The 21,430-nt window shown below is 61.3% G+C and carries 23 protein-coding genes; 15 read left to right on the forward strand and 8 right to left on the reverse strand.

The genetic code is table 11. The features are described from left to right. The first annotated feature begins 68 nt into the window (after nt 1–68). The 5 genes from ASE26_RS27880 to ASE26_RS27900 all read left to right on the forward strand — a co-directional run bounded on the left by ASE26_RS27880 (nt 69) and on the right by ASE26_RS27900 (nt 4,052). Nucleotides 69–818 (forward strand): SDR family oxidoreductase, encoded by a 750-nt coding sequence (locus ASE26_RS27880; RefSeq protein WP_055934073.1) that lies wholly within the window; start codon nt 69–71, stop codon nt 816–818. 102 nt (nt 819–920) lie between these two features. Next, nucleotides 921–1,571 (forward strand): TetR/AcrR family transcriptional regulator, encoded by a 651-nt coding sequence (locus tag ASE26_RS27885; protein WP_055934071.1) that lies wholly within the window; start codon nt 921–923, stop codon nt 1,569–1,571. Nucleotides 1,572–1,714: 143 nt separating this feature from the next. Next, nucleotides 1,715–2,368: a protein-L-isoaspartate O-methyltransferase gene (locus ASE26_RS27890; protein WP_055934069.1), complete on the forward strand. Its 654-nt coding sequence runs from the start codon at nt 1,715–1,717 to the stop codon at nt 2,366–2,368. Between the two features lie 9 nt (nt 2,369–2,377). Continuing rightward, complete coding sequence (locus ASE26_RS27895; RefSeq protein WP_055934068.1) at nt 2,378–2,701, forward strand: rhodanese-like domain-containing protein; 324 nt, start codon at nt 2,378–2,380, stop codon at nt 2,699–2,701. A 43-nt stretch (nt 2,702–2,744) separates the two neighbouring features. Then, nucleotides 2,745–4,052, forward strand: coding sequence for a TolC family outer membrane protein (locus tag ASE26_RS27900; RefSeq protein WP_055934066.1), 1,308 nt, complete (start codon nt 2,745–2,747; stop codon nt 4,050–4,052). A gap of 47 nt (nt 4,053–4,099) precedes the next feature. Here ASE26_RS27900 and gloA read toward each other — a convergent pair whose 3' ends face one another. Genes gloA through ASE26_RS27915 form a run of 3 tightly spaced genes read right to left on the reverse strand, consistent with a single transcriptional unit; the run spans nt 4,100 to nt 6,114 of the window. Further along, a complete protein-coding gene (gene gloA / locus ASE26_RS27905) occupies nt 4,100–4,510 on the reverse strand; it encodes a lactoylglutathione lyase (protein WP_082507439.1) in 411 nt (136 codons plus the stop codon). Nucleotides 4,511–4,531: 21 nt separating this feature from the next. Further along, nucleotides 4,532–5,845: a sorbosone dehydrogenase family protein gene (locus tag ASE26_RS27910; RefSeq protein ID WP_055934062.1), complete on the reverse strand. Its 1,314-nt coding sequence runs from the start codon at nt 5,843–5,845 to the stop codon at nt 4,532–4,534. Between the two features lie 8 nt (nt 5,846–5,853). After that, nucleotides 5,854–6,114, reverse strand: coding sequence for a hypothetical protein (locus ASE26_RS27915; RefSeq protein ID WP_055934060.1), 261 nt, complete (start codon nt 6,112–6,114; stop codon nt 5,854–5,856). 89 nt (nt 6,115–6,203) lie between these two features. On the opposite strand from ASE26_RS27915, the gene ASE26_RS27920 reads away from it, so the two are divergent. Further along, nucleotides 6,204–7,061: a DUF3667 domain-containing protein gene (locus ASE26_RS27920; protein WP_055934058.1), complete on the forward strand. Its 858-nt coding sequence runs from the start codon at nt 6,204–6,206 to the stop codon at nt 7,059–7,061. Here the strand turns inward: ASE26_RS27920 and ASE26_RS27925 are convergent. The 4 genes from ASE26_RS27925 to ASE26_RS27940 form a co-directional block, all read right to left on the reverse strand. After that, nucleotides 7,045–7,737, reverse strand: coding sequence for an alpha/beta fold hydrolase (locus tag ASE26_RS27925; protein ID WP_255357020.1), 693 nt, complete (start codon nt 7,735–7,737; stop codon nt 7,045–7,047). The two genes, ASE26_RS27920 and ASE26_RS27925, sit on opposite strands and share 17 nt — an antisense overlap. Next, complete coding sequence (locus ASE26_RS27930) at nt 7,734–7,982, reverse strand: hypothetical protein (protein WP_055934054.1); 249 nt, start codon at nt 7,980–7,982, stop codon at nt 7,734–7,736. Before ASE26_RS27930 ends, ASE26_RS27925 begins: the two co-directional genes overlap by 4 nt. A gap of 73 nt (nt 7,983–8,055) precedes the next feature. Then, entirely contained in the window at nt 8,056–8,490 is a 435-nt protein-coding gene (locus tag ASE26_RS27935) for a hypothetical protein (protein WP_055934052.1), read from the reverse strand. 114 nt (nt 8,491–8,604) lie between these two features. After that, on the reverse strand, nt 8,605–8,982 hold the full coding sequence (locus ASE26_RS27940; RefSeq protein WP_055934050.1) for a VOC family protein: 378 nt from the start codon (nt 8,980–8,982) through the stop codon (nt 8,605–8,607). A 139-nt stretch (nt 8,983–9,121) separates the two neighbouring features. Between ASE26_RS27940 and ASE26_RS27945 the strand changes: the two genes are divergently transcribed. The 9 genes from ASE26_RS27945 (at nt 9,122) to ASE26_RS27985 (ending at nt 20,419) form a co-directional block, all read left to right on the forward strand. Next, complete coding sequence (locus ASE26_RS27945; RefSeq protein ID WP_055934481.1) at nt 9,122–10,021, forward strand: NAD kinase; 900 nt, start codon at nt 9,122–9,124, stop codon at nt 10,019–10,021. Beyond that, nucleotides 10,021–11,667 (forward strand): DNA repair protein RecN, encoded by a 1,647-nt coding sequence (gene recN, locus ASE26_RS27950; protein ID WP_055934047.1) that lies wholly within the window; start codon nt 10,021–10,023, stop codon nt 11,665–11,667. The genes ASE26_RS27945 and recN overlap by 1 nt, the downstream gene beginning before the upstream one ends. Nucleotides 11,668–12,815: 1,148 nt before the next feature. Next, on the forward strand, nt 12,816–13,190 hold the full coding sequence (locus ASE26_RS30975; protein ID WP_156398098.1) for a hypothetical protein: 375 nt from the start codon (nt 12,816–12,818) through the stop codon (nt 13,188–13,190). 546 nt (nt 13,191–13,736) lie between these two features. Continuing rightward, a complete protein-coding gene (gene hemH, locus ASE26_RS27960) occupies nt 13,737–14,789 on the forward strand; it encodes a ferrochelatase (protein ID WP_055934044.1) in 1,053 nt (350 codons plus the stop codon). A gap of 385 nt (nt 14,790–15,174) precedes the next feature. Next, nucleotides 15,175–15,720, forward strand: a complete 546-nt coding sequence (gene grpE, locus ASE26_RS27965) for a nucleotide exchange factor GrpE (RefSeq protein ID WP_055934043.1) — start codon at nt 15,175–15,177, stop codon at nt 15,718–15,720. Nucleotides 15,721–15,790: 70 nt separating this feature from the next. Next, nucleotides 15,791–17,737 carry a molecular chaperone DnaK gene (dnaK, locus tag ASE26_RS27970; protein WP_055934041.1) on the forward strand — a complete coding sequence of 649 codons (1,947 nt, stop codon included), beginning with the start codon at nt 15,791–15,793 and terminating at the stop codon, nt 17,735–17,737. Nucleotides 17,738–17,822: 85 nt separating this feature from the next. Further along, nucleotides 17,823–18,947, forward strand: coding sequence for a molecular chaperone DnaJ (gene dnaJ / locus ASE26_RS27975; protein WP_055934039.1), 1,125 nt, complete (start codon nt 17,823–17,825; stop codon nt 18,945–18,947). A gap of 4 nt (nt 18,948–18,951) precedes the next feature. After that, the gene (locus ASE26_RS27980; RefSeq protein ID WP_055934037.1) at nt 18,952–19,608 is read left to right on the forward strand and encodes a carbonic anhydrase; all 657 of its coding nucleotides are present in this window, start codon (nt 18,952–18,954) and stop codon (nt 19,606–19,608) included. Between the two features lie 31 nt (nt 19,609–19,639). Continuing rightward, nucleotides 19,640–20,419 (forward strand): tetratricopeptide repeat protein, encoded by a 780-nt coding sequence (locus ASE26_RS27985; protein ID WP_055934035.1) that lies wholly within the window; start codon nt 19,640–19,642, stop codon nt 20,417–20,419. Nucleotides 20,420–20,510: 91 nt separating this feature from the next. Here the strand turns inward: ASE26_RS27985 and ASE26_RS27990 are convergent, their stop codons facing one another. Further along, complete coding sequence (locus ASE26_RS27990; protein WP_055934034.1) at nt 20,511–21,413, reverse strand: alpha/beta fold hydrolase; 903 nt, start codon at nt 21,411–21,413, stop codon at nt 20,511–20,513. Nucleotides 21,414–21,430 lie beyond the last annotated feature (17 nt).

Genomic DNA, 21,430 nt, shown 5'->3' on the forward strand with positions numbered 1-21,430 from the left:
GTACATTAAATACCTATCGGTACATAATTAAGGCGAACCGGTAACTTTTCAACTTCAAGGAGAACACGATGGGTAGACTGACTGGCAAAACCGCATTGATCACCGGCGGCACCACGGGCATCGGCCTGGCGACGGCCAGGCTGTTCCTGGAGGAAGGGGCGCGCGTGGCCATCATCGGCCAGGACGCGCAGCGCGTCGAAGCGGCCGGCAAGGAACTGGGCGAAGGTGTGCTGGCGCTGCGCGCCGACGTGACCTCGGCAGCGGACATGGTGGCCGCCGCCGCCAGGATCAGGGCGCTATTCGGCAGCCTGGATGTGGTGTTCGCCAACGCCGGCATCGCCCAGCCCATGCAATTCTCGGACGTGGACGCCAGGCACATCGACAGCCAGGTCGACGTCAACTTCAAGGGCGTGATCCACACCGTGCAATGCATGCTGCCGCTGCTGAACAACCCCGCCAGCGTGGTCCTGACCGGCACCACGCTGGCCGAGCAGGGCGTGGCCGGCCTGTCCGTGTACTCGGCCACCAAGGCCGCGGTGCGCTCGCTGGCGCGCACCCTGTCGACCGAACTGGCGCCGCGCGGCGTGCGGGTCAACGTCATCAGCCCGGGCCTGATCGAGACCCCGATCTACGGCAAGCTTGGCCTGCCGCCGGATGCGGTGCAGGCATGGGCCGGCCAACTGGTGGCCAAGGTGCCGGCCGCGCGCTTCGGCCAGGCCGATGAAGTGGCCAAAGCCGTGCTGTTCCTGGCCAGCGACGATTCCTCGTACATGATGGGCGAGAACGTCGTGTTCGATGGCGGCATGGCCACCTTGTAATGCAATTCGCGGCCCGCCTCGGCGGGCTTGACTTGACGCGGGGCGGGTGGGGGAACTAATATAAATGACTCTTAAGTAAGTTACCCAATCCCAATTTTTATCATGCAAGCCCCGACTGATACCAAGCCCCGCTGGGAGCGGCGCAAGGATGCGCGTCCGCAGGAACTGCTGGCGGCCGCGCTGGAGCTGTTCGTCGATCGTGGATTTGCCGCCACCCGCCTGGAAGACGTGGCGCGCGCCGCCGGCGTCTCGAAGGGCACGCTCTACCTGTACTTCGAAAACAAGCAGGAACTGTTCAAGGCCGTGGTGCGCGAAACCATCGTGCAAACCATCGGCCAGGCGGAAAGCGATGCTGCCGCGGCGCGCGATATGCCCAGCGACGAACTGCTGCGCCAGATGCTGCGCCGCTGGTGGACCCAGGTCGGCGCCACCAAGGCCGCCGGCCTGACCAAACTGATGATGGCCGAATCCGGCAATTTCCCCGAACTGGCCCAGTTCTATAACGAAGAAGTCATCGAGCGCGGCAGCGCCTTGCTGACCCGTATCCTGGAGCGCGGCGTGGAGCGCGGCGAATTCCGTCCGCTCGACCCGGTGATGATGACCAATGTCCTGATCGCCCCGGTGCTGACGCTGATGATGTGGAAGCACAGCTTCTTCCCCTGCGACACCCACGAGGGCGTTGACGCCGACGCCTTCATGGACGCCTTCCTCGGCCTGGTGCAGCAGGGACTGGCCCCGCAAAAACCGGCTTAAATTGCCGAATTCGGTCGTTCACCCCCCCAAATCTGCAGACTGTCGCAATTTCCCGCGATCCGTTGTCTTAATCGTTAATATGCCCACCTGACCAGACAAACGATAAAATGACGGATTATTTATCCCTCACCGAGTCAACAAAGATGAATATCGAACAAGCCCGTTTCAATATGATCGAACAGCAAATCCGCCCTTGGGATGTGCTGGATACGGACATCCTCGATCTCTTGCTGGTCGTAAAACGCGAGAATTTCGTGCCAGAAGCCTACAAGAACCTGGCTTTTGTCGACACGTTCATTCCGCTGGCGGGCGGCGAGCAAATGCTGACCCCGAAGCTGGAAGCGCGCATCACACAGGACGCGCAAATCAAGAAACATGAAAACGTGCTGCTGGTTGGCGCGGGCACTGGCTACCTGGCCGCGCTGCTGGCGCACCGTGCACGCCACGTCACCGCCGTCGAACTCGCCCCTGAATTCAAGGCGCTGGCGGAAAAGAACCTGGCGGCGAACGGCATCTCCAATGTGACCGTGGAACTGGGCAATGGCGCCCAGGGCTGGTCCAATGGCGCGCCGTTCGACGTGATCGTGTTCTCCGGCTCGCTGCCGGTACTGCCGGAAGCGGTGCTGCAGCAAGTGAAAGTGGGCGGCCGCATCGTGGTCATCCTCGGCGATTCGCCGGTGATGTCGGCGCAGCGCATCACCCGCACCGGCGAGCACGGCTACGACACCGTCAAACTGTTTGAGACCGATGTCAAGCCGCTCGACCTGGCGGTGAAACCTTCGGCGTTCACTTTCTAAGGAACGCCCATGCAGCACTTAACCGCACCGGAACTGGCTGGCTGGCTCAATGACGAGAGCCGCGCCCAGCCGTTCCTGCTGGACGTGCGCGAGAACTGGGAATTCGAGACCTGCCATATCGCAGGCTCGACCCTGATGCCGATGCAGACCATCCCGGCCCGCATCGACGATCTCGACGAGGATGCAGAAATCGTCTGCATCTGCCATCACGGGGCGCGCAGCCTCAATGTGGCAGCTTTCCTCGAGCATCACGGTTTCAGCAAGGTAAGCAATCTGACAGGCGGGATTCACGCCTGGGCTGTGCAGGTAGACAGCTCCATGCCGCAGTACTAGGCACGAAAACTAATCCTTTTTGACGACTCCAACGGAGATGCAAATGCAGAAACCCCTCCTCGCCGTGCTGGTAGCCAGCGCCCTGTTCTCGCTGAATGCACAGGCGGCCGACCTGGTCCAGGTGTACAAACAGGCGCTCGCCAATGACGCCACCTACGCCAGCGCGCGCGCCGCGCTGGCGGCGGGCCAGGAACGCACGGTGCAGGGGCGTTCGCTATTGCTTCCAACCGTCGGCCTCAGCGGCACCGCCATGAAGAACGACGGTGACCAGACTGACCGCATCAAAGGCCTGTCTGGCGACACTGAAAACTACAGCCACACAATGCAGCTGCAACTGACCCAGCCCCTGTTCCGCTGGGCCAACTGGGAGAACTACCAGCAGAGCAAGCTGTCCGCCGCGGCCGCCGAAGCCGTGTTTGCACAAGCGCAGCAAGACGTGATCCTGCGCGTGTCGCAGGCATACTTCGACGTGCTGACCGCGCAGGACAACCTGACCGCGACCCAGGCGCAGAAGGCGGCCACCACCGAGCAGCTGGCATCGGCCAAGCGCAACTTCGAAGTGGGCACCCAGACCATCACTGACACGCACGAAGCGCAAGCGGCGTACGACCTGGTGGTGGCGCAGGAATTCGCCGCCCAGAACGAGCTGGAAGTGAAGCGCACCGCGCTGCAGCAGGTCATCGGCCAGGCGCCAGGTGCACTGGCACCGCTGCGCACCGGCGTGGCCATCGCCAGCCCGCAGCCCGCTACGCTGGAGCCTTGGGTGTCGGCGGCGGAAGAGCAGAACTACGGCGTGACCGGCGCCAAGCTGAATGTGGAAGTCGCCAAGCGTGAGATCAGCAAGCAGCGTGCCGGCCATATGCCGACGCTGGACCTGGTGGCGCAGAAGACTCGCAATTCGACGACCGGCGTGGCGCTGGCCAACAACAACGCCATCGGCCTGACCTGGAACGTACCAATCTTCAACGGCTTCGCCGTCACCAGCAAGGTGCGTGAATCGATCGCACTGGAAGACAAGGCGCGCAACGACCTGGAGGTTTCGCGCCGCCAGGCTGCGCAAACCGCACGCCAGGCTTTCCTTGGCGTAAACAGCGGCCTGGCCCAGGTCAAGGCGCTGGAAGCGGCGGAAGTGTCGTCCAAGTCCGCGCTGGAATCGAACAAGCTGGGTTACCAGGTGGGCGTGCGTATCAACATCGACGTGTTGAATGCACAGCGCCAGCTGTACACCACGCAGAAGGACCTGTCGAAGGCGCGTTACGACACCATCATGAATGGCCTGCGCCTGAAGTCGGCGGCTGGTTCGCTCAAGGAAGAAGACCTGGAGCCGATCAACGCCCTGCTGGAACACTAAGCATCAAAACCGCCGCGGCGCCGGTCAAGGCGCCGCGGCCCGTCCCTTCAACGCAGGCCGGCTCCCTGGCCGTCGAAGCTGCGTTCGATCAGTTCGATCTTGTACCCGTCCGGGTCGGTCACAAAAGCAATCACGGTGCTGCCGCCTTTGACCGGGCCCGGTTCGCGCGTGACGTTACCGCCGTTGCTGCGCACGGCCGCGCAGGCCGACACGATGTCGGTGGCCGAAATCGCGATATGGCCGTAGGCATTGCCCATATCGTATTTCTCGACGCCGTAGTTGTACGTCAGCTCCAGCTCCGCATGTTCCGGGTTGTGCCCGTAGCCGAGGAAGGCCAGCGTGTACTTGTATTCGGGATTGTCGCTGGTGCGCAGAAGTTGCATGCCCAGCACCTTGGTGTAGAAGTCGATGGATCGCTGCAGGTCACCAACCCGCAGCATCGTGTGTAGGATTCGCATGGCTACATTGTAGGGGTTTTCTCAGTGGCTCGCCGGCGACACGCGCCACACCACATTGCCCACGTCATCCGCCACCAGCAGCGCGCCGGCCTTGTCCACCGCCACGCCAACCGGCCGGCCTTTGGCCTTGCCCTCGCGCGTCAGGAAGCCGGACAGGAAATCCACCGGCGGCCCGGCAGGGCGCCCTTCCGCAAACGGCACGAAGGCGACCTTGTAGCCGCTGTATTCCTTGCGGTTCCACGAGCCGTGCTGGCCGATGAAGGCGCCGCCTTGCCAGCTTGCCGGGAACAGCTTCGCATCGTAGAAGGTAAGCCCGAGGGAGGCGGTGTGGCCACCCAGCGCGTAATCGGGCATCACCGCTTTCGCCACCAGGTCCGGGCGCGGCGGCTTGACGCGGCTGTCGACGCGCTGGCCGTAGTAGCTGTAAGGCCAGCCGTAGAACGCGCCGTCCTTGACTGAGGTCAGGTAGTCCGGCACCAGGTCTTCACCCAGTTCGTCGCGTTCGTTCACCACGGTCCACAGCGCCTTGGACTTGGGTTCCCAGGCCATGCCGTTGGCATTGCGCAGGCCGGTGGCGAACAGGCGCGATTTGCCGGTGGCGCGCTCGTATTCCCAGATGGCGGCGCGGCCTTCTTCCTTGTCCATGCCGTTCTCGGCGACGTTGCTGTTCGAGCCCACGGTGACGTACAGGAAGCGCCCGTCCGGGCTGGCCGTGATGTTCTTGGTCCAATGGTGGTTGAGCGGGCCGGCCGGCAGGTCCAGGATCTTGATGCCGGCGGCGCCGATCGACGTCGCGCCCTCGGTGTAGGGGAAGCGCACCACGGCATCGGTATTGGCGACGTACAGGTCTTTATCGACCAGCACCATGCCGAAGGGCGAATTGAGGTCCTTGATGAAGGTGCCGCGCGTTTTCGCCACGCCGCGCTCGTCGATATCGCGCAGCAGCGTAATCCGGTTGGCGGATGGCGTCACCGAGCCGGCTTTCTTCATCTCGTGCTTCATGATCGCGCCCTTGATGCCCTTGCCGTCTTCCGGCTTGGGCGGCGCCGCGGTTTCAGCGACCAGCACGTCGCCATTGGGCAGCACGTACAGCCAGCGCGGGTGGTCGAGGTCGCGCGCATAGGCGCTGACGGTGAAGCCGGCCGCAGGCAGCGGCTTGTCGTCGCCCTTCCAGCGTTCGACCGGGGCTACGTTGACGGTCGGGATCAGTTTCTTGTTTGGCTCGGGCAGGCTGGGGTTGGGTCCCCAGCTTGGCGGATAGCTCTGCGCCACGGCATCTTGCGCCAATGCGGCGGCGGCTGCGCAGGCCAGCACGGATAGAATCGCGGTTCGCATGGCGGGCCTCAATCGCGTTTGGTGCCGGGCAGGGGATTGGCCTTCGACGCGCTGCCCGCCTGCGGCTTTTGCAGCCCCGGCTTGCCGTGCAAGTCGGTGTCGACCAGGCCTTGTTCGACGTCTTCCGCTGCCTGGCGGATCACGCTGCGTGTCTTTTGCTGGCTCGCGCCCTGCGGCGACTCGTCGCGCTCGTGCGGCAGGCGCTTGCCGCCGCTGCGCTCCACGGGCGCCTGCGTATTGACCTTGCGGTCCTTGCTGTTCGGTTCCATGCGGTCATCCTCCTCAATTCATGGTAGCGAAGCCACGCGGCGGCGGTCGCCAGCTTGAACAGAAGCAATTACGCCGGTAGCATTGCAATATGGATATCGCCACCGACAACACTTGCCGCAACTGCGGCGCCACCACCTCCGGGAATTTCTGCCATATGTGCGGACAGGAGAGCCACCTGCATGCACCCAGCTTCAGTGAATTCATGCACGAATTCATTGGCCACTACGTTGCGCTGGAAGGGCGCTTGTGGGGCACCATTACGCGTTTGCTGTTCCGTCCCGGCCTGCTGACCGCCGAATACCTGGCGGGCCGGCGCAAGCGCTACGTCGAGCCGCTGCGGCTGTACCTGTCGCTCAGCATCCTTTTCTTCGCCATCCTGAAATTCAGCGATGCGGACGTTGCCACGGTCGATCCGCGCCCTTTGCCGCCGGGGGCGACGCAGCAGGTGGTGGCGGCGAAAGAGCAGCCCGCGATCGTTAACGAAAGGCTGCAGCTGGTGCTGGAGAAGGAGACGCCCGGCATCTCCCACGCCATCGAGCGCTTCAACAACATGGATGACCGGCAGAAGAGCGCGGCCATGCAGGCGGGCTTCTACAAATACGCGCCGTACGCAATCTTCCTGCTGATGCCGATTTTCGCCTTGTGGCTCAAGCTGCTCTACCTCGGTAGCGGCAAGAAGTACGGCGAGCATATGCTGTTCGCGCTGCACACCAACGCATTCGCCTTCGTGATGCTCGCTGTGTTCATCTTCCTGCCCGACGGCTTCCTGAAGTTCCTGGCGTTCTGCTGGGTGGCCGGCTACCTGCCGTGGGCCATGCAGCGTGTCTACCGGAAGGGCAGGTGGGGGACATTCTGGCGCTGGGTCCTGCTTAGCGTGCTGCATGGGATTTCGCTGGCCATCGCCATCCTGGGCGTGATGGGGCTGGGGATTATCTCCGCCCATTAAGCCGCACGAAGGCCGCGACTTCGTGCGCGGCCTGTTCGGGCGCGGTTTGCAGCAGGAAGTGCGGCGCATCGAAGTCGATCACCGTGGTGGCTGGCTTGAGCTGCGCGACCAGCGCTGCCGCCGCGCGCGGCACCAGGCGGTCGCGTGTCGCACGCAAATACAGTATCGGCACATCGCAGGCCGCCAGCCGGTCGCAGACGTCGACGGCAAGTACCGCGCGCATCCGAGCATGCAGTGCCGGCGTCGTGAGCTGGCCAAGTGCCTGCCTGAAGGCCGCGCGTATTGGGGCCGCCACGAGCCAAGCGGCCGGCAATGCTTTGAACGGTACCGCGCCGACCAAGGGCGCCAGGGCCGCCAATCCTGGCCTTGGGTTTCGCGCAAATGTGCAGCACAACACCAGCGCGCGCAATTGCCCAGGTGCCGCCGCCGCCAGGGAAATGGCAATCGGCCCCGAGAACGATTCGCCCAGCAGGACGTATGGCCGCTCCGGTGGAATTGCCGCCCTGGCAAACGCCTCGAGTTCCGCATAGCCGCCGCGGTGATCGCCTGGGTAGCGCACCACGCGCACCTCAAATTGGTCGCCGAGCGCGGCGATGAATGGGTCAAACAGCTCGCCTGTTCCATCCATTCCGGGCAGTAGGACCAGAACTGGATGTAAGGCTTTCGCGGCGCTCAATCGGCTTCGAATGTGTTGCGCCTGGTATTGCGGCGGGCAAGGAATACGCCCAACATCAGCAACGGCGATTGGAGTACACCGACAGCGATGAGCATTGCCATATCCGGGAAGCCGGCGACCAGCGTTTTAATCAGCCCGTAGGCGACGATACTGGCAGGAATGCAGATGCGATACGCGCCGCGTCCGTCCGGCATGAACTTGCCGATGGCAAACCCCGTCATCAATGCTGCAAACAGGATAAGCACACCAATCTCCTTGCTATCAAAAAGCTAAGATTAACAGCTTGCGAGCAAGAGGGAAACTGAAAACACCCCACGATTAATAGTCGAATTTGCTGCTGCGGACCTTCTTGTTGGCGCGCCTGGTGCGTTCTGCGGTCTGACGAGCCTCGGTTTCGGCGCGCTGGCGCTGGCGGCCTTCTTCGGCGGCTTGCGCCTTGGCGGCGCGTTCGGCGTAGACGGTGTCGAGGCGGCGCTGCGATTCGAAGCGCTCGCTGATGTCCTGGAAGTGGATGCCCTGCTGGGCCAGTGCCACCAGCCACGCAATGGCCAGTGCCCACAGCACGAAAGTGTAGAAAGATTGCCAAGACCCGAACGAGCCTTCCAGCAGGGGGCGCGCCTGCCCCAGGGCGCTCTGGCCGACAAATGCCAGCAGACCAGCCATGACGCCCAGCGCCACCGTCCCAAGCAATTGCCGCTTGGCTTGCAGGCGCAACTGCTCAAGTTCAAACTGGGCTTCTGATACGGAATCCATGGCGGGCAAGAAGGGGAGTGAATCTCTCAACAGCTTGAATTCTACCTCAACCTTGCCGCCTGGAAAGCCGCTGCTGGCCTGCCTTTGAGATGGATCAGCTAGCCGAGCCGGTTCTCACTCGGCAGCAGTCGGCTGCCACAGTTCGACCTTATTCCCGTCCGGATCGGTAAACCAGCCAAAGCGGCCATAGTCGAAGGACTGGACATCGCCCACCAGCGTGCCGCCGCCATCGGCCACCTGTTTCAGCGCGCCATCCAGGTCATCCACGATGAAATTGATCATGAACTCGCGCTTGGACGGGGCGAAGTAGGAAGTCGTGCTCTTGAAAGGACTGAACAGCGTGGCGCCATTCGCCGGCATGGTGGCGGGAGCGAAGGAGGCATATTCCTTGGCCTCGTCCGGCAGACCGAGGCAGGCCTGGTACCAGGCCATCAGCGCCACCGGGTCCTTGGACTTGAAGAAAATCCCGCCAATGCCCAATGCTTTTGCCATTCCAGTCTCCCTTGTTATATACTGTGCAAATATACAGTGTTTATCGGCGTATCGGCCAGCGTCGCAATGCATGGCATGAGCAAGCATTATGGGTTACTCTGCTGCGTGTTGCCACCCCCATATTTTGACCGAGATTGATATGTCCGCTACGCATCCGATGTACAACACGATTGCCCTGGTTGTCCGCCCGAATACCACCGGCATCGAAGAGCCGGTGCGCGATGTGTTGGACTTCCTGAAGCAGGGCGGTTACAGCGTGGTGCTGGAGGCTGACACGGCCGAGCACCTCGCCATCACGGATATTCCCTCGATGAGCGTGCAGGGCATCGGCGAGCGCGCCGACGCCGTGGTGGTGATGGGCGGCGACGGCACCATGCTGGGCATCGCGCGCCAGCTGGCCTCCTACGACACGCCGCTGATCGGCATCAACCAGGGCCGCCTGGGCTTCATGACCGACATCCGCCAGGAAGACATGTTGCCCGTGCTGGGCCGCATCCTCGGCGGCACCCACAAGGCCGAGCGCCGCACCCTGCTGGAAGGGCGCGTCATGCGCGAAGGGAAGGCGATCTTCTTCGGCACCGCCGTCAACGACGTGGTGGTATCGCGCGGCGCCGGCGCCGGCATGGTGGAGCTGAGCGTCGACGTCGACCACCAGTTCATGTACAACCAGCGTTCGGACGGCTTGATCATTTCGACCCCCACCGGCTCCACGGCGTATGCGCTGTCGGCCGGCGGCCCGCTGCTGCACCCAACGCTGGGCGGCATTGTGATGGTGCCGATCGCACCGCACGCGCTGTCCAACCGCCCGATCGTGCTGCCCGACTCCAGCGAGATCATGATCGAGATCAAGCGCGGCAAAGACACTACCGTGAACTTTGACATGCAGACCTTTGCCAGCCTGGCGAACGGTGACCGGATCCATATCCGCCTGTCGCCGCACACCATCACCTTCCTGCATCCGGAAGGCTGGAGCTACTACAACACCTTGCGCGAAAAGCTGCACTGGAACGAATACCCCTCTACTGACGGCAAAATCTGATGCTTCGAACCCTGTCCATCCGCGATTTCGTTATTGTCGATTCGATTGAGCTTGAATTTTCCCCTGGCTTCACAGTCTTCACCGGCGAAACCGGTGCCGGTAAATCCATCCTGATTGATGCACTGACGCTGGCGCTGGGCGGCCGGGGCGATGGCAGCATGGTGCGCGAGGGCGCGGCCAAGGCCGACATTACCGCCGATTTCGCGCTGACCGAACAGGCGCAGGCCTGGCTGGCGGCGAACGAGTTTGCGGTGGAGGAGGGCGGCGCGCTGCTGCGCCGTGTGATCGACAACGCAGGCCGTTCGAAAGCGTTCATCAACGGCGTGGCCGCGACGGCTGGCCAATTGCGTGAGCTGGGCGATATGCTGGTGGATATCCACGGCCAGCACGCGCACCAGTCGCTGCTGAAAACCGACTCGCAGCGCGAGCTGCTGGATAACCAGGGCGGGTCCAATGTGCGGGAAGTGACCGCCGCATACCGCGCCTGGCGCGCTTTGTCGAAGCAGTTGGAAGAATACGAAGCCAACGCGGCCAACCTGCAGTTCGAACGCGAACGCCTGGAGTGGCAGGTAACGGAGCTGGACAAGCTGGCGCCGAAAAAAGGCGAGTGGGCGGAAATCGGCAACGAACATTCGCGCCTGTCGCACGCGGCCAGCCTGCTGGAAGGCGCGCAGGAAGCGCTGGGCGTGCTGTCGGAAGCGGAAGATCATCCGGTGCTGTCGCAAGTCACCACGATTGCGACTCGGCTCGGCAAGCTGGTGTCAGTCGATGCCGAATTGCAGCCGGTGGTCGACCTGCTCGAGTCGGCGCGCATCCAGTTGCAGGAATCCGTTTATGCGCTGAATACCTACATGGACCGCGTGGAGCTGGACCCTGCGCGCTTGCGCCAGGTTGATGCTCGCATGGAGGCGCTGCATTCGGCTTCGCGCAAATTCCGCGTGCTGGCTGATGATTTGCCGGACGAGCATGAGCGCTTGTCGGAAAAGTTGGCGCAGTTGGCAGATGCAGCGGACCTGGAAGGCTTGCGCAAGCAGGAGGAAAAGCTGAAGGCTTCCTACCTCGTTTTGGCTGCGGACCTGTCGGCGACGCGAGCGAAGGCCGCACAATCGCTGGGTCTGGCCGTTACGCAGGGCATGCAGGAGTTGAGCATGTCCGGTGGCCGCTTCGAGATCGCGCTGCGTCCGTGCGAGCCGACAGCGTACGGCGTGGAGCAGGTGGAATTCCTGGTTGCCGGTCATGCCGGCGTGGCGCCGCGCCCGCTGGCGAAAGTGGCGTCGGGCGGTGAACTGGCGCGTATCTCGCTGGCGATCTCTGTGATCACTTCGCACGCGACGACGGTGCCGACACTGATCTTCGACGAAGTCGATAGCGGCATCGGCGGCGGCGTCGCTGAAGTAGTAGGCCGCCTGCTTAAGCGCCTCGGGCAGGAACGCCAGGTCCTGTGCGTAACGCACTTGCCGCAAGTCGCCAGCCAGGGCAACCAGCACTTCCAGGTTGCTAAAGGCCCATCGGACAACGGCCGCACCGCCTCGCGCATCGAAGTACTGGACCAGAAAGCGCGTATCGAAGAAGTAGCGCGCATGCTGGGGGGGCTTGAAATCACCGCTACCACCCGCAAGCACGCCCGCGAGCTGCTGGCCTCTTGATTGCGCCATGTCCTCCTATAGCTGCGTGATGCCAATGGATTGGCGCCTGCTTTGGGGAGACGTTATTCCTGCATGGCTGTCGCTTCTCGCAGGCTCAATGACGCCGTCCGAGTTCTACGCGCGCTACGTGCCGGCGGCGGATATGTATGGGAATTTGCTCGAGAACGATTACGCTGCGCCAGCCAAGTACTTGTCCCTGTTTCCTGCTCCGTTGTGCCCTCCGTACTCTCGGCAAAGGTTCCACGAACACTCCGAATATCCGGCATATTGCCAGGCTCCTGATTCAACCTCGTATATGCTTGAGGAAGCGATCAAGCAATCTGCAGCAGTCAATTTATCGGGCGGTGACCCGTATGCTGGAGATTATTACGCGGGGACAGGACCTGGGCGCAATGCTCTTGCACTGCGATTCAGATTGGAATGTTCTTGGCGCATCCGGGACTACTATCGAAGACACTAAAGCCAGGGCCGAGGAAGATTACCCAGGAGTCGCATCTCGATGGATTAGCCTAAACACCAGTGTCGAAGCGGCACTGGAATATTACGATTCCATGATGGGAAGTCGGAGTTGTTCCTTTTGTGGTCGGCGGCCATTTGAGTTCGAGCGTGGCTGCGTCGAGGGTAACGCAGCAGTCATTTGTGGCGAGTGCATCGAGAACTACTACCGTTAGCCGAACAACCCACCCTGATCAGAAGGCGTGGATCGAACTGCCAGTAAGCATGCCGGAGCGCGGCTTGATTCCTGAACGATAAGATATTTATGACGACAGAAGATGCCACGCGCACGGCTCTAAGCAGTTGCGAACAGTCGGAGGATTCTGGGGTGTCCTTCCGAATTCCGAGTCCTTAAGTTTTGCTCGCATAGCCCACGCAAAGCTGCTCTTTGCTGCTCTTTCTTGCTCCTTTGCTGCTCTTTTTTGCTCTTTCAGTGCTCCTTTGTGCTCTTCTTCTGCTCTTTTGTGCTCTTTCACTGCTCTTTTTTGCTCCTGGCCTCGGGAGCAGAAAAGAGCAGCAAAGGAGCAAAAAAGCGCACCAAAGGAGCACAAAGGAGCACTGAAAGAGCACAAAGGAGCAGCGAAAGAGCACAAAAGAGCCACTTTGCGCACGATCGCGCAGCATTGCGCAACGAAGCGAAGAAGGAGGGAAAAATGGAGCCGACCATCAGCATCCCCGTCACTTTCACGGTGTTCGAGAACCTTTGTAAATTTCTCGACGGTTCGACCGTAAGCGAAGAAGTCGCGGAGGTGGCAAGCAAGGCGATCACCGCCTGGATCGAGCAGCAAAGTTTGCCACTGCCGGAAGAGCCGTCAGGCCCTGCTCGGAGGATATCAATGGAAGCATGTATTCCTGCCAGAGGGAACCAAACTGCGCATCGTCGTCAAGCGCAAGACATTCCATGCCTCGGTGGTCGGAGACCAAATCATTTTCAACGGTCAAGCGATTTCGCCAGCATGTCTGGTCAATCAACTTGCCTCGACAAAGCGCAATGCATGGAAACACATTTGGCTTCTCCTGCCAGGTGAAACCAAATGGCAGCTGGCGCATTCAATGCGCGAATAGCTAACGCCGACCTTTAAAGCCATACGGCCTGACTGAAACGCAAATACGCTGCTCGGATGATAAAGCGCGCATTTCGTGTCTGCCTGTATTTGGTACGCTCTGGCGAATATTCCGAGCAAGCCAAGTCACTGGACGCGATGTTGAAGGATTTGACTGCGACACGCGCGGGAATCCAGGCGGGGACAGCGCGATTGGAAAGCGTCTGTGCCAAGCCTAGCGCATGCCTTGATCTTGTAGATTCGGTGCGCTTGATCCTAGGGGCCATTCAGCTGGAGCAAGCAACTTCCTCTGACACCTTGTACCTGGAGCAGGTTCCAGTGACCCTCTCAAGCGGAAACCTGCTTTTCATGCCGATGAAAGTTTGGCGGAACCGCGTTCGCGGCGAGTCGACATGCGCAGCGAAAATGCCGTACGGACTGCCGTGATGGCGGCGCTGGCCAAATCATGAGATCAGTGCTTCGGGGGAGAGTTTATAATGGCCCGCCCACGAATAACAAAAAGTACCCAAGATGCCGTTCGCCAAAGAACCCGCCCTCCAGCCTGGCTCCGTCTCCAGAACCGCCGTGGTACTAGTCAATCTCGGCACTCCTGACGAACCGACGCCTGGCGCCGTGCGCCGCTACCTGAAGGAATTCCTGTCCGACCCGCGCGTGGTCGAAATCCCGAAGGCGGTCTGGTGGTTCATCCTGAATGGCATCATCCTGCCGTTCCGCTCCAAGCAGTCGGCTCAGAAGTACGCCTCGATCTGGACCAGCGACGGTTCGCCGCTGAAGTTCCACACGCAAGCGCAAGCCAAATTGCTGCGCGGCCTGCTCGGTGAGCGCGGCCACAATGACGTGACGGTGGCGATGGCGATGCGCTACGGCTCCCCATCGCTGCCCGACGTGCTGGGCAAGCTGAAAGACGACGGCCACGATCGCATCCTGGTCCTGCCGGCCTACCCGCAATATTCCGGCACCACCACCGCCTCGGTCAGCGATGCCGTGTTCGACCACTATAAGAAGGTGCGCAACATCCCCGAGCTGCGCTTCGTGCGCGATTACCATGACCACGACGGCTATATCGACGCGCTGAAAAAAACCGTGCTGGCCCACTGGGAAAGCAACGGCCGTGGCCAAAAGCTGGTGATGAGCTTCCATGGCGTACCGAAGCGCACCATCGACCTGGGCGACACCTACCAGCGCGAATGCATGGAAACCGCCCGCCTGCTGGCGCACAAGCTGCGCCTGAACGAGAACGACTACCTGGTCACCTTCCAGTCCCGCTTTGGCAAGGCCGAATGGCTGCAGCCCTACACCGCGCCGACCGTGGCGCAATTGGCAAAAGACGGGGTACGCAAGCTGGATGTGATCTGCCCCGGCTTCACCAGCGATTGCCTGGAAACCCTGGAAGAAATAGCAATGGAAGTGCGGCACGACTTCCTGTCCAACGGCGGCAAGGAATTCAACTACATCCCTTGCCTGAACAGCCATCCAGCCTGGATTGCCGCCCTGACCGAGGTTGCCGAGCAACACATGATCGGCTGGCCGACCATGTCGTCGATGCGCAAGCTGCGCCGGTAGCAGTTGTTAGCACTTGCGGGTGGTGAGTGCTAACCTGCTAAAATAACTGGTTAGGGGAACAGTTCGCTGAAGACGATCACCGCTGTAGCAAGGAAGCTCCACGCGATGATCGATGCTGTAATAAATGGCAACTTCATGATGCGCTCCGAGGGACGCGGTGTCCAGGCACCGCATAGATTCATCTTAGTCAAAACCCCGGTTTACGTATCTCAGAGCTTTGTAAAATTTGTAACTCTACAGTTACAACAACACTCCCTCCGGCGTGCGCCGGGCCTTTGCACCGAGGGGCAGAATACCCCTTGAAAAGATCGGGGCAAGCCCCATTTCTTGCTCGTGCATGAAGCAGCAGATGTCAGATAAACATGATTTTGTAGGAGTCTTTTAGATGCAAGACCAGGAAAACCAGCCAAGCCAGAACCCGGAAGTGGAGCAGGCAGAAGAGCAAACGACTCCAGTTGAAGCTCCTGCGATGTCCGACCTGGAGACGCAGCTCTCCGCGACCGAGGCAAAACTGGCCGAGATGCATGACGCGTTCATGCGCGCCAAGGCGGAAGGCGAAAACATCCGCCGCCGTGCCCAGGAAGACGTGGCCAAGGCCCACAAGTTTGCTGTCGAAAGCTTCGCCGAAGCCATGGTGCCGGTGAAAGACAGCCTGGAAATGGCGCTCAAAGTCGACACCCCGACCCTGGAATCGCTGAAGGAAGGCGTCGAAATGACCCTGAAACAGCTCAATTCCGCCTTCGAGCGCAACCGCCTGATCGAAGTGATGCCGGCGGTCGGCGAAAAGCTCGACCCGAACAAGCACCAGGCCGTGGCCATGGTGCCGGCCGAGCAGGAAGCGAACACTGTTGTCACCGTGCTGCAAAAGGGTTACATGATTGCGGACCGCCTGCTGCGTCCCGCCATCGTGACGGCTGCCCAGCCAAAGTAAGCACTTGAAAAGAAACAAAAATTCCACATATAAGAAGTAATTAAACTTAGTACACAAGGAAGAACAAATCATGGGCAAAATCATCGGTATTGACCTGGGCACCACCAACTCCTGCGTCGCCATCATGGAAAATGGCGCGCCGAAGGTCATCGAGAATGCGGAAGGCGCGCGTACCACCCCTTCCATCATCGCCTACCAAGAAGACGGCGAAATCCTGGTTGGCGCACCTGCCAAACGCCAGGCCGTCACCAACCCGAAGAACACCCTGTTCGCGGTGAAGCGCCTGATCGGCCGTAAATTCCAGGAGAAGGAAGTCCAGAAGGACATCTCCCTGATGCCTTACGAGATCATGAAGGCCGACAACGGCGACGCCTGGATCGGCGTGCGCGACAAGAAGCTGGCTCCGCCGCAGATCTCCGCGGAAGTGCTGCGCAAGATGAAGAAGACCGCTGAAGACTACCTGGGCGAAGAAGTGACCGAAGCGGTCATCACCGTGCCGGCGTACTTCAACGACTCGCAGCGCCAGGCAACCAAGGACGCCGGCCGTATCGCCGGCCTGGAAGTCAAGCGCATCATCAACGAACCTACCGCGGCCGCACTGGCATTCGGCCTGGACAAGACCGACAAGGGCGACCGCAAGATCGCCGTGTATGACCTGGGCGGCGGCACCTTCGACGTCTCGATCATCGAAATCGCTGACGTGGACGGCGAGAAGCAGTTCGAAGTGCTGTCGACCAACGGCGACACCTTCCTGGGCGGCGAAGACTTCGACCAGCGCGTGATCGACTACATCATCGAAGAATTCAAGAAGATCAACGGCCTGGACCTGAAGAAGGATCCAATCGCCCTGCAGCGTATCAAGGCATCGGCCGAGCGCGCCAAGATCGAACTGTCGTCCTCGCAGCAGACCGAAATCAACGAGCCTTACATCGCCATGGCGAACGGCGCTCCAGTCCACCTGAACCTGAAGATGACCCGCGCCAAGCTGGAGTCCCTGGTTGAGGAACTGATCACCGCCACCATCGAGCCTTGCCGCACCGCGATCAAGGACGCCGGCGTGAAAGTGTCCGACATCGACGACATCATCCTGGTCGGCGGCATGACCCGTATGCCTAAGGTGCAGGAAAAAGTGAAAGAGTTCTTCGGCAAGGATCCACGCAAGGACGTGAATCCTGACGAAGCAGTGGCCGTCGGCGCCGCGATCCAGGGTGCAGTGCTGTCGGGCGACCGCAAAGACCTGCTGCTGCTGGACGTGACCCCGCTGTCCCTGGGTATCGAAACCCTGGGCGGTGTGATGACCAAGATGATCCACAAGAACACCACGATTCCGACCAAGTTCTCGCAAGTGTTCTCGACCGCCGACGACAACCAGCCGGCCGTGACCATCAAGGTGTACCAGGGCGAACGCGAAATCGCAGCCGGCAACAAGGGCCTGGGCGAATTCAACCTGGAAGGCATCCCGCCAGCGGCACGCGGCACCCCGCAGATCGAAGTGACCTTCGACATCGACGCTAACGGCATCCTGCACGTGGGCGCGAAAGACAAGGCCACCGGCAAGGAAAACAAGATCACCATCAAGGCGAACTCCGGCCTGTCCGAAGAGGAAATCCAGAAGATGGTGAAGGACGCCGAGCTGAACGCGGAAGAAGACAAGAAGCTGAAGGAACTGGCTGAGTCCCGCAACCAGGCCGACGCGCTGGTGCACTCGACCAAGAAGTCCCTGACCGAGTACGGCGACAAGCTGGACGCCGGCGAGAAAGAGAAGATCGAAGCTGCGATCACCGCCCTGGAAGCCAGCATCAAGGATGGCGACAAGGCAGCGATCGACGCCAAAGTGGCAGCACTGTCCGAAGCTTCGCAGAAGCTGGGCGAGAAGATGTACGCTGACATGCAGGCGCAGCAAGGCGCAGCCGGTGCCGAAGGCGCTGGTGCCGGTGCCGGTGCACAGGCTGAATCCAAGCCAGCCCAGGACGACGTAGTCGACGCTGACTTCAAGGAAGTCAAAGACAGCAAGTAAGCTGCAAATCCGGTCAACTCTATGACCTGCCGAGCCGAGCATCCAACAGGGGCTCGCTCGGCTTTTTCGCATAAATTGGTACACCATGGCAAAGCGTGATTTTTACGAGATCCTCGGGGTCGCTAAGAATTCGTCCGACGACGAAATCAAGAAGGCCTATCGCAAACTCGCGATGAAATATCATCCGGACCGCAATCCGGATAACAAAGAGGCCGAAGAGAAGTTCAAGGAGGTCAAAGAGGCCTACGAGATGCTGACCAACCCGGAAAAGCGCGAAGCGTACGACCGTTACGGTCACGCCGGCGTTGACCCGAATATGGGGGCGGGCGGCGGTGGCGGCTTCGGCGGCTTTGGCGACGCCTTCGGCGACATCTTCGGCGATATTTTCGGCGGCGGTGGCCGCGGCCGCTCGTCCGGCCCGCAGGTTTACCGCGGCGCCGACCTGCGCTACAACCTGGAGATCACCCTGGAGCAGGCCGCCCACGGCTTCGACACCACGATCCGCGTGCCGAGCTGGGACAAGTGCGATACCTGCCACGGTTCCGGCGCCAAGCCGGGTACCCAGCCGGTCACCTGCGGCACTTGCGGCGGCCACGGCCAGGTGCGCATGCAGCAGGGCTTCTTCAGCATCCAGCAGACCTGCCCCAAGTGCCACGGCACCGGCAAGATCATTCCCGAACCATGCCCATCGTGCTCCGGCGCGGGGCGCATCAAGCGCAACAAGACGCTGGAAGTGAAGATCCCGGTCGGCATCGACAACGGCATGCGCATCCGCTCCACCGGCAACGGCGAGCCGGGCACCAACGGCGGCCCGCCGGGCGACCTGTATGTGGAGATCCACATCAAGCCGCACGCGGTGTTCCAGCGCGAAGGCGACGACCTGCATTGCGAAATGCCGATCAGCTTCGCCAAGGCGGCGCTGGGCGGTGAAATCGAAGTGCCGACGCTGGATGGCAAAGTATCGTTCACCATTCCGGACGGTACCCAGTCCGGCAAGACCTTCCGCCTCAAGGGCAAGGGCATCAAGGGCGTGCGTTCCGGTTATCCGGGCGACCTGTTCTGCCATGTCGCCGTTGAGACCCCGGTCAAGCTGACCGACAAGCAGAAAGACCTGCTGCGCGAATTCGAGCGTTCCACCAACGAAGGTGGTGCGAAGCATAGCCCACAGACCAAATCCTTCATGGACAAGGTCAAAGACTTCTTCGAGTGAGTATATGAGCGACGACGTACTGAAGCACCTGCTGGAAAACAACCGCCAATGGGCGGAGAAAAAGGTCACCCAAGACCCTGACTACTTCCGCGACCTGTCGATGGTGGCGCCGGAATACCTGTGGATCGGCTGCTCCGATTCGCGCGTACCGGCAAACGAACTGCTTGGCCTGCCGCCTGGCAAAGTGTTCGTGCACCGTAATATCGCCAACGTGGTGGTCCATTCGGATTTGAATTCCCTGTCGGTGCTGCAGTTCGCCATCGAAGTGCTGAAGGTGAAGCACGTCATCATCGTGGGCCACTACGGCTGCAAGGGCGTGCACACCGCACTGACCGGCGGCCGCGTCGGCCTGGTCGACAACTGGCTGCGCCATGTGCAGGACGTCGCGCAGAAGCACGAGCGCTACCTCGGCGCCGCGCTGGCCGATGTCGGCAAGCAGAGCGAGCGCCTGTGCGAGCTGAATGTGGTGGAGCAGGTGACCAACGTCTGCTCGACCACCATCGTGCAGGACGCGTGGGAGCGCGGCCAGGAACTGACCGTGCACGGTTTCGTCTACGGCCTGAAGGACGGCCTGCTGAACGACCTGGGCATGAACATCAGCTCCCCGGCCGACCTGCAGCCCTGTACCGACGCCCGCCTGGCGGCCTACGCCCAGCAGTAATCCTGCCAAAAAAGCATGTACACTCCTGTGCATGCTTAAAACCATCACTTCCTTCTTCGCTGCCCTCGGCGCCCCGCGCGCCAGGGCGGCGGGAAATTTCCAGCCAAGCCAGCAACTCGTCGTGAGGGCGGGGGACGTGCTCGTCCAGCCGCTGCCGGATGGCCAGGGCTGGAACGCGCTTAAAGTGTTTGCTGTCGATGGCGCCACCGCGCATTGCATTACCTATGACGCTTGCGCCGCCAAGCCTGCGCCGGAATCGCTGGCACAGGCGACCGTTCGCATGGCCCACTCACCGCGTGCTGCAGCATCGCTGGCCGAGGGTTGGGAACTGGCCGGCAACCAGCCTGCCACTGCGCGCGAGCTGCAAGGCTTGAAGTACATGGACTTCGATCTCTATGTCCGCCTGACGGGGCAGGATGCTGGCACCATCATGCGCAGCGCCTCCGGGCATTTCGAGCGCGCGGGCTTGCATGCCGCCGAAGGCCGCCGCATCGACGCCATCAACGAGTATGGCAAGGCCATCGAACTCTATCCCGCCTACACCGATGCGCTGGACAAGCGCGCCTTCGCCTTCATGGAACTGGGCCTGCATGAAAAGGCGCTGCGCGACCTGGACGAGTCCCTCTACCTCAACCCCGATGGCATGCCGGCCTTTTTCTCCAAAGGCGAATGCCTGCTCAAGCTGGGCCATCTCGACGAGGCCGAGGCCATCTTCATCGAAGGCCAGGAGCGCTTCCCCGAACACGCCTCCCGGTTCAACGAATTCCTCAAGCGAACCCGCGCTTTTGCCCTGACCGGCCGCCCTGCTTGACACCGTCGAATCGATGCAACTCCACGAATTAATTAACCCTGAAGATCCCGGCTGGGCACGGGTACAACAATGGCTCGCGCAGGCCAGCTGTTTAGCCTGATCTAAGGGAGCGCTGGAATTCCAGAAAGTCGCGTGTGGTGTTGCGCGTGGCTTCCAGCATTGGCAAGTGGCCGATACCCTCCATCATGACCGAGCGCGCATTCGGTATCAATGCCTTGCTGGCAGCGGCGCCTTTGGGGCTGAGGATACGGTCTTCGGTACCCCATACGATGAGTGCGGGCGTGTTGATCGGTCCGTTCAGTTTGGGAGATTCGACCAATTCACGCATGATTGAGCAATGCAGCGGATAATCCGCTACCGCGCGTCGCGCCAGTACATGCTTCAAGGAATAGGGAAAGAATGGCGGCCTCACCATGCAGGCCGCCATCATCGTGTCGAAGTCGCGCGGCTCGCGCACCAGCAGGGGCATGCCGCCGCCAGACAGGTAATGCTGGATTGCCTGCGATGCGTGCGCCTCGTCGGTGCCTGCAGGTGCCAGCAGCCAAAGGCTCGCCACCTGTTCAGGATAGCGCGCCGCATATTCGGCGGCGATGAAGCCGCCCATCGAATTGCCGCCCATGTGAAAGCGCTGCACGTCCAGTTCCGCCATGAAGGCGCGCAGGTTTTCGACCTGTGCCGCCATATCGTGCCTGGCGGATGGATCGCGCCTTGCATCGCCGAAGCCCGGCAGGTCGGGAATGATCACGCGGTAGTGCGGCGTCAGGAAGCGTGCAATGCGGGTGAAGTTGTCCTTGTCCCCGGCAAAGCCGTGCACCAGCAGCAGGACTTCGCTGCCCGAACCGCCTTCCAGGTAGGGCAGGGAGCCATGCCGTAGCGTGAGTCCGGAACGCTTGCGCTCCAGCGCCAGCGAGGCGCGTGCCACCGGGCCTGGCAATAGGCGATCCGCCGCCGCAAGCGCCAGTGCCGCGCCGCCCAACACGTAAAGGAAGAACATCCCCGCCTCCATATTGA

Origin of the sequence: Duganella sp. Root198D2 (assembly GCF_001428585.1) — a bacterium.
Taxonomy (GTDB): domain Bacteria; phylum Pseudomonadota; class Gammaproteobacteria; order Burkholderiales; family Burkholderiaceae_D; genus Rugamonas.

Coding starts and splice junctions, on each gene's coding strand:
- ASE26_RS27880 (WP_055934073.1), top strand. CDS start 69: ATGGGTAGACTGACTGGCAAAACCGCATTGATCACCGGCGGCACCACG.
- ASE26_RS27885 (WP_055934071.1), top strand. CDS start 921: ATGCAAGCCCCGACTGATACCAAGCCCCGCTGGGAGCGGCGCAAGGAT.
- ASE26_RS27890 (WP_055934069.1), top strand. CDS start 1,715: ATGAATATCGAACAAGCCCGTTTCAATATGATCGAACAGCAAATCCGC.
- ASE26_RS27895 (WP_055934068.1), top strand. CDS start 2,378: ATGCAGCACTTAACCGCACCGGAACTGGCTGGCTGGCTCAATGACGAG.
- ASE26_RS27900 (WP_055934066.1), top strand. CDS start 2,745: ATGCAGAAACCCCTCCTCGCCGTGCTGGTAGCCAGCGCCCTGTTCTCG.
- gloA (WP_082507439.1), bottom strand. CDS start 4,510: ATGCGAATCCTACACACGATGCTGCGGGTTGGTGACCTGCAGCGATCC.
- ASE26_RS27910 (WP_055934062.1), bottom strand. CDS start 5,845: ATGCGAACCGCGATTCTATCCGTGCTGGCCTGCGCAGCCGCCGCCGCA.
- ASE26_RS27915 (WP_055934060.1), bottom strand. CDS start 6,114: ATGGAACCGAACAGCAAGGACCGCAAGGTCAATACGCAGGCGCCCGTG.
- ASE26_RS27920 (WP_055934058.1), top strand. CDS start 6,204: ATGGATATCGCCACCGACAACACTTGCCGCAACTGCGGCGCCACCACC.
- ASE26_RS27935 (WP_055934052.1), bottom strand. CDS start 8,490: ATGGATTCCGTATCAGAAGCCCAGTTTGAACTTGAGCAGTTGCGCCTG.
- ASE26_RS27940 (WP_055934050.1), bottom strand. CDS start 8,982: ATGGCAAAAGCATTGGGCATTGGCGGGATTTTCTTCAAGTCCAAGGAC.
- ASE26_RS27945 (WP_055934481.1), top strand. CDS start 9,122: ATGTCCGCTACGCATCCGATGTACAACACGATTGCCCTGGTTGTCCGC.
- recN (WP_055934047.1), top strand. CDS start 10,021: ATGCTTCGAACCCTGTCCATCCGCGATTTCGTTATTGTCGATTCGATT.
- ASE26_RS30975 (WP_156398098.1), top strand. CDS start 12,816: ATGGAGCCGACCATCAGCATCCCCGTCACTTTCACGGTGTTCGAGAAC.
- hemH (WP_055934044.1), top strand. CDS start 13,737: ATGCCGTTCGCCAAAGAACCCGCCCTCCAGCCTGGCTCCGTCTCCAGA.
- grpE (WP_055934043.1), top strand. CDS start 15,175: ATGCAAGACCAGGAAAACCAGCCAAGCCAGAACCCGGAAGTGGAGCAG.
- dnaK (WP_055934041.1), top strand. CDS start 15,791: ATGGGCAAAATCATCGGTATTGACCTGGGCACCACCAACTCCTGCGTC.
- dnaJ (WP_055934039.1), top strand. CDS start 17,823: ATGGCAAAGCGTGATTTTTACGAGATCCTCGGGGTCGCTAAGAATTCG.
- ASE26_RS27980 (WP_055934037.1), top strand. CDS start 18,952: ATGAGCGACGACGTACTGAAGCACCTGCTGGAAAACAACCGCCAATGG.
- ASE26_RS27985 (WP_055934035.1), top strand. CDS start 19,640: ATGCTTAAAACCATCACTTCCTTCTTCGCTGCCCTCGGCGCCCCGCGC.
- ASE26_RS27990 (WP_055934034.1), bottom strand. CDS start 21,413: ATGTTCTTCCTTTACGTGTTGGGCGGCGCGGCACTGGCGCTTGCGGCG.